The 10,000-nt window shown below is 48.0% G+C and carries 8 protein-coding genes (2 of these 8 cut by a window edge); 5 read left to right on the forward strand and 3 right to left on the reverse strand.

Features of this window, described 5'->3' with window-relative positions; genetic code table 11:
• On the forward strand, positions 1-187 hold the 3' end of the coding sequence (locus AN963_RS18780; RefSeq protein WP_055746015.1) for an MFS transporter. Its footprint begins 1,088 nt before the window's first position; 187 of the gene's 1,275 nt are visible here — the last part of the coding sequence; the start codon falls outside the window, past its left edge; it ends in the stop codon at positions 185-187.
• 58 nt (positions 188-245) lie between these two features.
• On the opposite strand, the gene AN963_RS18785 is transcribed toward AN963_RS18780, so the two are convergent.
• The 3 genes from AN963_RS18785 to AN963_RS18795 form a co-directional block, all read right to left on the reverse strand.
• The gene (locus tag AN963_RS18785) at positions 246-1,610 is read right to left on the reverse strand and encodes a sensor histidine kinase (RefSeq protein ID WP_055746016.1); all 1,365 of its coding nucleotides are present in this window, start codon (positions 1,608-1,610) and stop codon (positions 246-248) included.
• Positions 1,607-2,332 carry a response regulator transcription factor gene (locus AN963_RS18790; protein WP_055746017.1) on the reverse strand — a complete coding sequence of 242 codons (726 nt, stop codon included), beginning with the start codon at positions 2,330-2,332 and terminating at the stop codon, positions 1,607-1,609. Before AN963_RS18790 ends, AN963_RS18785 begins: the two co-directional genes overlap by 4 nt.
• A gap of 186 nt (positions 2,333-2,518) precedes the next feature.
• Positions 2,519-3,211, reverse strand: coding sequence for a hypothetical protein (locus AN963_RS18795; protein WP_055746018.1), 693 nt, complete (start codon positions 3,209-3,211; stop codon positions 2,519-2,521).
• Between the two features lie 446 nt (positions 3,212-3,657).
• Between AN963_RS18795 and abc-f the strand changes: the two genes are divergently transcribed.
• From abc-f to AN963_RS18815, 4 genes are all read left to right on the forward strand, one after another.
• A complete protein-coding gene (gene abc-f, locus AN963_RS18800) occupies positions 3,658-5,301 on the forward strand; it encodes a ribosomal protection-like ABC-F family protein (RefSeq protein WP_055746019.1) in 1,644 nt (547 codons plus the stop codon).
• 101 nt (positions 5,302-5,402) lie between these two features.
• A complete protein-coding gene (locus AN963_RS18805) occupies positions 5,403-6,587 on the forward strand; it encodes an MFS transporter (RefSeq protein WP_201783759.1) in 1,185 nt (394 codons plus the stop codon).
• A gap of 211 nt (positions 6,588-6,798) precedes the next feature.
• Positions 6,799-9,345 (forward strand): DNA gyrase subunit A, encoded by a 2,547-nt coding sequence (gene gyrA, locus AN963_RS18810; RefSeq protein WP_055746021.1) that lies wholly within the window; start codon positions 6,799-6,801, stop codon positions 9,343-9,345.
• A 142-nt stretch (positions 9,346-9,487) separates the two neighbouring features.
• A protein-coding gene (locus AN963_RS18815; protein WP_055746022.1) for an HD-GYP domain-containing protein crosses the window boundary here: on the forward strand, positions 9,488-10,000 show its start. It continues 591 nt past the right edge of the window; only the first 513 of its 1,104 coding nucleotides appear in the window; the start codon lies at positions 9,488-9,490; its stop codon lies off the right edge, out of view.

Genomic DNA, 10,000 nt, shown 5'->3' on the forward strand with positions numbered 1-10,000 from the left:
CTGGATTTTGGCAGCCCATCAGTTGGGAGCTGCAGTCGCCGCATACGGCGGAGGAGTCGTATATACGATGCTGAATAGCTACTTCTTTATGTTTATCGTAGCAGGTGCGTTTTGTTTGCTGGCTTCGCTCATGGTTATGAGAATCGGAAGGAACGCGCTCACCCCATCTGTTTCCCGGAATATGTAACGGTAAAAAGCATACTGGAATAAAACAAACACCCGGGGCAGATAAATGGCCTCGGGTGTTAGCTTTGTGTAGGCGGGCGAAGGGGAAGGGTCAAGCGAAACACAGCTCCGGCGACAGTGCCGTTCCTCACATCGACTGCCCCTCCTGATCTCTCGACGATCGCACGGGAGATAGCTAGCCCCAGACCAACGTCACCACTCTTTCCTTTTACAAAACGATGAAACAGGTGAGGTAACAAATCATCTGGAATGCCTTCTCCATCATCGATGACCTCAATGATAGCATGACGTTTTCCTCCATCAATCCGGATTTCGATATGCTCGTCGGCGTGGCGTAGCGCATTCCCCACAATATTGAGTAAAGCTTGCAAAATTTTGTCCTCATCGACATACAGAATGGGATCTGTACTCAGGCTACGTACTGTGATGGTAACGTTCTGTTGAACCGTTAATGGATGCAGGCGCTCAACGGCTTTTGACACCAACTCGGAGGCTGAATAGAAAGAGGCGTGAAAGAGATCTTCTTCACTCTCCAGTTTTGCCAAAAGGATAATGTCCGTCACGATATGTTTCAGGCGATTGGTCTCAGCGACAATCACATCTAGGCCCTGTTCTGCTGACTTGTCCGTGAAAATACCGTCTCGAATCCCCTCTGCATATCCTTGAATGGACATCAGGGGGGTTTTTAATTCATGGGAAGCATTCTGTAAAAATTGACGCTGGATTTCATGAAAGCGATCCAATTCCTGCGCCATCGAATAAACACTCTCAGAGACTTCGGAAATCTCTCCCCGGGCAGGAATATGACGAACCTCCGAAAAGCGGCGGAACTGCACTTTTTTAATCTCCTTCTCCAACTGGTTCAAGGGGCGTACCATGCTTTTTGTCATGAAAAAGCTGAGGAGAATGGTAGATACCGCTCCAATAAGGAGAACGATGATTATGTTTTGTGTCAGCTCCAGACGTACATCTTTCAATCCACGAACGGGAGAGCCTAGAATCAGTCTCTGTTTTTCATCGTTCTTAAACGGCAAATTGACCACGACATAATCATCGTCGCCAACGATCCAAATGTTCTTATCTTTACGTTTTTCTGCTTTTCGATCCAAGACGTCCAGCCATTGATTCAGATTAGAAGAAGGAAGAGTCGTGTACAGTACTTTTTTCTTTTTACCCAGTAACAGGATTTCGACTTTACGATTGGAGACAAACAGCCTAGTCAGCTCGGCAATCGATTCCGGTTGAACGCTTTCTGTTGGGTCATTATTCTTATCGATCCAAGTTTGGCCTTTTAACACTAGCTCATTTTTTTGCTGGTCAATCAGGTTATCGAGCAAAAAGGAATGAATCAGGCTGGCAGATATAGACGTAAGGACTAGCAATAAGAGACCAAACATGAGGGTAATACGTAGCTGAAGACTCATCCGTCCTGCGTCCTCTCTGTCGAGCGCAGCCGATAGCCAAATCCCCATACGGTTTCCAAAGGGATCTTGTCTAGCTTTTTACGAACACGCCGGATTAAATCATCTACCACGCGATCACTCCCAAAATAATCGTCACCCCACACGAGGGTCAGCAGTTCATCGCGAGAAAAAGCTCGGTTTGGATTTTCTGAAAGCAAAGAGAGCACTTGAAATTCTTTGGAGGTTACTTCTACTTCTTCGCCAAGCGAATAGACAAGTCGTCTTTCCTTATCCAAAACAAGCAGCCCTTTCTCAGGTTGATCAAGAGCTATTTCATCGCCAGCGTGGGAAGAATGTTCGCGGCTGTTTTTCATGTGCTCCCAGCGACGTAGCGCACGATTGGCACGGGCCACTAACTCACGAGGACTAAATGGCTTGGTCAAATAATCATCACTACCCAATTCTAGACCCAAAATCTTGTCCACTTCTTCGTCGCGGGCTGAAATCATGATGATTGGCGTCTCAGATTCCATACGGATACGGCGGCAGAACTCATAGCCATTCATACCAGGCAGCATAATATCTAGCACCCATAGATCAGGTGGATTCGTTTCTTTGAGATGCAATGCCTCTTCTGCAGACGGCACGCTCATGGTGAGGTAGCCTTCTTTTTGCAAATAGGCTTCTACAATCTGTCGGATATTGGGATCATCGTCTACGATGGCAATGGATAAAGGCTTCATGTGGGTTCCTCCGAGACCTTCGTATTCTCTAGCTATTGTACAACAGATCCGTGAGCGAACAGGGCATCTGAGCGTTTTCCCACACTTTTCCCATACACTTTCAAGTAAAGTCATTTCCTACAGCAAAAAGACAGCTCTCGGCTTTAAGCGGAGCTGTCTTTTTTATAGAGGAGGAACGTTTCAGGTCTATTTCAGAGTCTCGTAAATCGTAGTTTTTTGCGACAGGATTTCGGACTTCAACGCATTCAATTGTTCAGTCAGATCGATCGCATCGTTCAGGGAAGATTGCCAAGCCGCGTCCCCGTCTTTGAAGGATTCCTTGGCAGACGTGATTGTATCTTTAATTTCTTGCTTCACTTGATGAGCTTCGTCTTTGTTTGTTTTCTTTGCATCGCGAATCGGTTTGACTTCGGCTAGAGGTTCTTTCAGGTTTTTGTGGCCTTCTTTTACTTGAGCCACCTCGTCTGCGATTGGAGCTAATTTTGCTTCGATCGTTTGATGGTTAGCTTCAAGCGCTGCCTTGATAGAGGCAACCTTTTCTTTATCTTTTGCTTGCTTTGCTTCTTTTAGCTGAACAGAAAGATTCTTGTTCTCTTCGCGCAGAGGCTTCAGTTCGGCCATTGCAGCTTTTACTGTATCACGGACTTCCTGGGGAATGTCGCCTCTGAAGGAATCCCACATCGCTTTGTTCTTTTCGCCTTGTGCTTTCAGTTCGATATTTAATTCTTTTGATTGACCTTGGAGAGTTTGCAGTTGTTGATATTCAGCAGTTTGTTTCAACTTTGGCTCTTTCACCGGCTTTTCCTCGGCATGGATGATCCCTGTGCTACTGGCCAACAAGCTGGTTGTAAGCAAAGATACTGAAAGAAATTTTTTCATTGGTGATTCACTCCCTGTCAGGTATTGGTGTACGAGTACCATGGTAGAGGGGAAGTGTGAGAAATGTATGGGATAAGCGAGGGGAATTGACAAAAAAGGATGACCTTGAAATGCAAAAGTAATTGAGATAAACTGGAGATGTTTACAAAATTCGTGCGAGCTACGCAGGAGGGCAATCCATTGAAAGATCGTTTCGTTACTACCCAAACAAATTGCATAGTAACGAAAACGTATCGGGTGCTCTCAACATAACCAGTTTCTTTTTGCATGCCTACAATCAGGCAGACAAGAAGACAAACGTGGAATTCCAAGGCGCCGGTATGTCGGTGCCTTTTTCTATGGGGAAAGTCATCGGCATAACCGGTGTACTTGGCATACGGTCTATGGAGACATAAGGCGTCGGATCATCCGGCGTCTTTTTTTTTATCTCAGAAGGAGGCATGTGTATGCTATTACTGGAAGCGCGTCATATTGAAAAAAGCTATGGGGACCGCGTTATTTTCCGGGCAGAAAAGCTGGAGGTCCAAAATGGAGATCGAATTGGTATCGTAGGGCCAAATGGGGCTGGAAAAACGACATTGCTCAACATTTTGTCAGGGGAGCTAGAAGCAGACAGTGGTACGTTATCCACGTATGCGGCTGCAGCTATCATTCGACAGCTGGAACTGGCTGATGAGGCGGGCACGTCGAGCAAAGGGCGCCAGAAATGGGGGGTATCGTTGGTTCACGGGTCCATGAGCGGGGGAGAACACGTACGCCTGAAAATTGCTGCCGCACTCGAGCCAAAGGCGCCCTTGCTTTTTGCGGATGAACCGACCAGCCATCTCGATTTATCCGGGATCCGTCAATTGGAGGACTCCCTGCGTTCCTATCCTGGGGCCGTTTTGCTCATTTCGCATGACCGGGAATTGCTCGATACGATTTGTACACGAATATGGGAAGTAGAGCATGGGATTGTGATCGAGTACAAGGGGAACTACACCGCGTATCGTCAGCAAAAGGAACAGAAAAAGGAGCGGGAGTGGACGGAGTACGAGGCCTATCAAAAAGAGAAAAAACGGCTGATTCAAGCGGTCATCGACAAGAAGCAGCACGCGAAAGGCATGAAGGATGCGCCTAAGCGAATGAGCACATCAGAAGCAAAGCTGCACAAAATGCAGGCTCAGGGGAAGCGGGAAAAGGTAGAGCAATCAGCCAAGGCGTTGGAGAGTCGTCTGGCTCAGTTGGAGGAGAAGGAAAGGCCAAAGGAACTGGCGCGGGTACAGTTTGATCTTCATCAAGAAGGAGAGTATCGGGGGAGATCAGCGATTCAATGCAACCAGGTAAACGTGCAAGCAGGTTCGAGAAGCTTGTTTACGGATCTCACATTCCGTGTGCAAAGAGGTCAAAAGGTCGCGCTCATTGGGGCGAACGGGAGCGGGAAATCTACGCTGTTGTCTATGATTGCACAAAAAGCGGAAGGGATCGCGATGTCACCGGGTATCCGTTTGGGGTATTTTAATCAGTCACTGTCGATTCTCGATCTAGAGCAGTCCATCCTGCAAAATGTGAAAAAAGACAGCCGCTATCCTGAGTCGACGATTCGAACGGCGCTTGCTCGGTTGTTGTTTCCAGGGGAGGCCGTCCACAAACTGGTTTCCTCGTTAAGTGGAGGTGAACGAGTCAAAGTGGCACTCGCCAAAGTTTTCTTTGGGGACTATCACGTGCTTCTACTAGATGAACCAACCAACTATCTCGATATCCCGACACAAGAGGAGCTGGAGCTGCTGCTAGCTGATTTTCCTGGTGCCATCTTGTTTGCGACTCACGATCGAAAGCTGATGCATGGGCTGGCTGACGCCGTTCTTTCGTTTGATGAACCGCAGCCAGTCCTCTTTCAAGGAGCGTATCAGGAATACCTGGATGGAAAGAAACGTAAAAAGACACGAGACGATAGAGCCGAGCAAATCCTGCTACTGGAGACAAAGCTGACTGATCTGGTAAGCAGGCTATCGATACCGACACTAACTGCGACAGATAAGGAGACGCTGGAAAAGGAGTACAAAGAGACGTTAACAGATTTGCAAATGTGGAGGAGACCTGGACAGTAAGTGTCAGCGAAAACTTTTTGGCGAAGCGAAAGGATTGACATATGCAGACATATTAAATGATAATGTATACAAAATGTAAAGACAAATGGGAAGTGAGAAGCTTGAAAGAAGGAAATTCACTGTGGACCAAGGAGTTTGTCATACTCGCACTCTCCAATTTTATGCTGTTCGTTGCGTTCCAAATGCTGATTCCGACACTGCCGGTTTATATAACCGATAAGGGTGGAGACCAGTTGGCTGTGGGACTGGTAGTGAGTCTGTTTACCGTCTCTGCTTTGCTAGTTCGCCCCTTTACCGGGAAAGCACTCGATACGATGGGCAGACGACCTGTTCTCTTGAGCGGGCTGGCAATCTTTCTGTTAGCGGTTTTTGGTTACTATTGGATGGCCAGCGTTGCCCTGGTGTTGGCTCTCCGCTTTGTACACGGGATCGGCTGGGGGATTGTCACCACGACGTACGGGACGATCGTATCGGACATTATTCCGGCTGAGCGACGTGGTGAAGGGATGGGCTACTTCGGGATGTTTACCAACCTCGCAATGGCAGTCGGTCCATTAATCGGGTTGTGGGTGTCTCAATCATGGGGATACGGCTGGCTGTTTGGAGTATCAGGAGGTCTGACGGCACTCGCGATGATCCTGTCTCGAATGGTTGAAATCAAAGCCCCAATTGGTGCCACCCAACCGACTGCAGGAGGCAATGGAGGTTTGTTTGAGAAAAGAGCACTGTTTCCTGCGCTGCTGGCGTTGCTCATAGGGGTCATGTACGGAGGTATTGTGAGCTTTATCACACTCTTTGGGAAGGAAGTAGGCATTGAAAATGTCGGGTTGTACTTCCTGTTCAATGCAATTTCTCTGATGCTGGTCCGCCCCCTATCTGGAAAGCTCTTTGATCGAAAGGGGCCATTCTGGGTATTGATGCCTGGTGGGATTATTACGGGGGGTGCAGTACTGACGCTATCCTACAGTACGACAGAGGTCGGATTGATTGCGGCGGCGATATTGTTTGGGATTGGAGCGGGGGCCGTACAGCCTTCCCTGCAGGCGTGGACGATCCAGCGGGTGGATCCTTCCAGGCGAGGGGCAGCTACCGGTACTTTCTTTTCCGCATTCGATCTGGGGATTGGTGGCGGTGCCATGATTTTAGGTGCGATTGCCAAACAGACGGGGTTTGCGCTGATGTACCGTTACTCTATGCTTGTCATGGTTCTCTATTTAGTGATCTATATTGTCTATGTGATTCGCCAATCGAAAAAGGCTTCTGCTCCCAAAGCGGTTTCTTCCTGAACCGTTTTGGGTTTTTTCTTGTGGACGTAAGAGAGTCAATTCCAGAATGTTTTTGGTAATATATAGGTAAACGCTCCAGGTTGGGAACAGAGGCGGTTAAGACGCTGGGGAAATGGGGAGAATTGAGCAACCTTGCGGGATTTTTTGGACGTGCCCTCTTTCTATATGGTATAATGAAGTATTGTGATAACCAGTTGGAGGTTTACCCTTTATGGCAGAAGAAACTGCTCGGTTTCCAAAAGTCGATATTAGTCAAGAGATGAGACAGTCGTTCATCAGCTACGCGATGAGCGTTATCGTGAGTCGCGCTTTGCCTGATGTTCGAGATGGACTCAAGCCTGTACACAGGCGTATTTTGTATGCCATGCACGACATGGGTCTTACACCCGACAAACCTTTCCGTAAATCAGCAAACACGGTCGGGGAAGTAATGGCCAATTATCACCCGCACGGTGACTCTTCGATCTATGAAGCAATGGTCCGGATGGCACAAGATTTTAACATGCGCTACATGCTGGTAGAAGGTCAAGGGAACTTTGGTTCTGTTGACGGTGACCCGGCAGCGGCAATGCGTTATACCGAGTCGCGCTTTTCAAAGATTGCCCTGGAGCTCTTGCGCGATATTGATAAAGAAACGGTTAACTTTGCACCGAACTACGATGGCCGTAAAGAAGAGCCGGTCGTTTTGCCTTCCCGGTTCCCGAACCTTTTGGTCAACGGAGCGGGCGGTATTGCCGTAGGGATGGCAACGAACATCCCACCGCATAATCTGACGGAAGTGATTGATGGCGTAACAGCCATGATCGACAACCCGGATATTACCATCCCTGAGCTCATGAAGATCATCAAAGGACCAGATTTCCCTACAGCCGGAGAGATTCTCGGCTACAGCGGGATTCGTCGTGCCTATGAAACAGGCCGCGGTTCTATTATCATGCGTGCCAAGACCCTGATTGAAGAGGAAAAAGGAAAGCCGCGCATTATTGTGACGGAAATTCCTTTCCAGGTGAACAAAGCCAGACTCGTAGAGAAGATCGCAGAGCTGGTTCGTGAAAAGAAAATTGAAGGCATTACCGACCTGCGCGATGAGTCTGACCGCAAAGGTATGCGGATTGTAATGGAACTGCGTCGTGACGTGATTCCAAAGGTTGTCCTGAACAACCTCTACAAGCATACCCAGATGCAGACCACGTTTGGGGTCAACATGCTTGCCCTCGTGGATAGCCACCCGCGCATCCTGAACCTGCGGGATATGCTGTATTACTATCTGCAGCATCAGCGTGAAATTATCCGCAGACGTACCGAGTACGATCTGAAGCAAGCAGAAGCACGTGCTCATATCTTGGAAGGCTTGCGTATCGCGCTCGATCACATTGACGCGATCATTAGTCTGATTCGCGCTTCCCAGACAACGGAAGAAGCTCGCGATGGACTCATGGCCAACTACACCTTGAGCTATGAACAGGCACAGGCCATTCTCGATATGCGTCTGCAACGCCTGACTGGCTTGGAGCGGGAGAAAATCGAGAATGAGTACCAGGAATTGATGGTGAAAATCGCAGAACTCCGGTCGATCCTTGCTGATGAAGGCAAGATCTACGGGATCATCCGCGATGAGTTGGAGGAAATCAAAGAGAGATTCGGAGATGACCGCCGCACGATCATCACAATCGATGAAAATCATATTGAGGACGCCGACTTGATTCCAGAAGAAGATGTGGTCATTACCCTGACCCATGATGGATATATCAAGCGTCTGCCGGTTTCCACGTACCGCGCGCAAAAACGCGGGGGACGGGGGATTCAAGGGCTTGGTACCAAAGATGACGACTTCGTCGAGCATCTTTACATTACCAATTCTCATGATTACATCATGTTCTTCACGAGCAAAGGAAAGGTATACCGCCTGAAAGGCTTTGAGATTCCGGATCTCAGCCGTACAGCGAAAGGTACGCCGATCATCAATCTGATTCAGATTGAAAAAGGTGAGCGTGTGAGCGCGGTGATTCCTGTCAAGGAATTTGACCAAGAGCGCTTCCTGTTCTTTGCTACCAAAAAAGGGATAATCAAAAAGACGACGCTCGAATCGTACGAGAACATCCGCAAAGGCGGGTTGATCGCGGTCAACCTGCGTGACGATGACGAGTTGATAGGTGTGCGTCTGACTGATGGCCATCAAGAGATCATCATGGGTACCAAGAATGGTATGTCTGTTCGTTACAAGGAAAGTGATGTTCGTACGATGGGGCGCAATGCTACCGGCGTAAAAGGCATTACTTTGGATGACGACGATGATGTGATCGATATGGATGTCATCAAACCGAACGCTGAAGTTCTGATCGTTACAGCGAATGGATACGGCAAGCGGACGCCAGTAGAGGAATATCGGATTCAGTCTCGCGGCGGAAAAGGTATCAAAACGCACAATGTAACTGAGCGTAGCGGCAATGTTGTCGGCCTGAAAGTAGTGGAACCAGAGGAAGATCTGATGATTATCACGACTTCTGGGATCATTATCCGTACGGAGATGAAAGGCATTTCTGTTATGGGTCGTTACACGCAGGGGGTCAAACTGATTCGCCTGGGTGAAAACGAGCAGGTTGGTTCAGTTGCCAAGTGCCCGCCTAACGAAGATGACGAAGAAGATATGGAAGGTACTCTAGGTGAAGAAGAGATCATCAATGAAGGGGTAGAAGATCAAGGTTTGGATGTCCCTGACCTTGAAGATCCTACTGATCCTGAGCCAACCGAAGAATAAGGAAAGCGAGACGCTCCGTCACTTGATGGAGCGTCTTTTTTATAAGCGAGGGTCGAAGTGAAGAACGTTTTTTCCTGCAACTGGTTTCAATCTAGTATAAAATTGGGAATAGAGAACTATATCATTTATCAAGTTGGATCGGATGGTGACCAACGTGCCCGTCGTGGACGTGAAACAACTGACCATTGGAACAAAATTAGCTGAAGAAGTACATACATCACTGGGCGGCTTACTTTTTGCAAAAGGGACAACTCTTTTTGAAAAGGATATGGAGTATCTGGAGGCTTTTATGGTCAAACAGGTACTCGTTGAAGATTCAGAGGAAGTAACGTATGTCGAGCAATCTGATCAAAAAGAAATGGATCAACCAGTTGTATCCGCAAAGGTTGTTCAAGAGAAGCCGGCAGCGTTCCAGCAATCTTTTGAGAAAGCAGTCACAACTCTTAAAAATTTACTGGTTCGAGTGCAAGGCGGTGACAATATTCCGGTAATGGAAGTAAGGGAAGTGGTCGCGCCTATTCTCTCGCAGTTCCAGTCACAGCCACAGGTGATGCTCTCCTTGCGTCACTTCTCACGGATGGACAGCTATGCCTATGAACACGCCATTGCAGTCGGAATCATTTCTTACATGATTGCAAAATGGATCAAGGTGCCA

Source organism: Brevibacillus choshinensis, assembly GCF_001420695.1.
GTDB classification, from domain to species: domain Bacteria; phylum Bacillota; class Bacilli; order Brevibacillales; family Brevibacillaceae; genus Brevibacillus; species Brevibacillus choshinensis.

What these genes read in the sequence shown, in the direction of transcription:
- AN963_RS18795 (WP_055746018.1), bottom strand. Translation starts at nt 3,211, where the DNA reads ATGAAAAAATTTCTTTCAGTATCTTTGCTTACAACCAGCTTGTTGGCC.
- abc-f (WP_055746019.1), top strand. Translation starts at nt 3,658, where the DNA reads ATGCTATTACTGGAAGCGCGTCATATTGAAAAAAGCTATGGGGACCGC.
- AN963_RS18785 (WP_055746016.1), bottom strand. Translation starts at nt 1,610, where the DNA reads ATGAGTCTTCAGCTACGTATTACCCTCATGTTTGGTCTCTTATTGCTA.
- gyrA (WP_055746021.1), top strand. Translation starts at nt 6,799, where the DNA reads ATGGCAGAAGAAACTGCTCGGTTTCCAAAAGTCGATATTAGTCAAGAG.
- AN963_RS18790 (WP_055746017.1), bottom strand. Translation starts at nt 2,332, where the DNA reads ATGAAGCCTTTATCCATTGCCATCGTAGACGATGATCCCAATATCCGA.